Source organism: Streptomyces sp. MMG1533 (genome assembly GCF_001279775.1).
GTDB lineage: Bacteria > Actinomycetota > Actinomycetes > Streptomycetales > Streptomycetaceae > Streptomyces.
Map to the genome: position 1 here is coordinate 1 of NZ_LGDG01000190.1, position 261 is coordinate 261.

At 66.3% G+C, this 261-nt stretch carries 1 pseudogene; it reads right to left on the reverse strand.

Annotation, left to right across the window (positions count from 1 at the left end):
• A pseudogene (locus ADK57_RS19305) lies at nt 1-261 on the reverse strand (transketolase); the annotation flags it as partial.

The window sequence follows — 261 nt, forward strand, 5'->3', positions numbered from 1 at the left end:
GTCCGAGAAGACCAGGAACGTGCCGCCGTAGATACGGGTGTTGCCGTGCAGCGCGATGCCGTTCATCTCCGCGGCCATCGAATGCTCACGGATACCGAAATGGATCGTGCGGCCGTACGGCTGCGCCTCCGCCAACGGGTTGCCCGCCGGCAAGAACGACGACGTCTTGTCGATCGTCGTGTTGTTCGAACCGGCCAGGTCGGCCGAACCGCCCCACAGCTCCGGGATCACCGCGCCGAGCGCCTGCAGCACCTTGCCGGA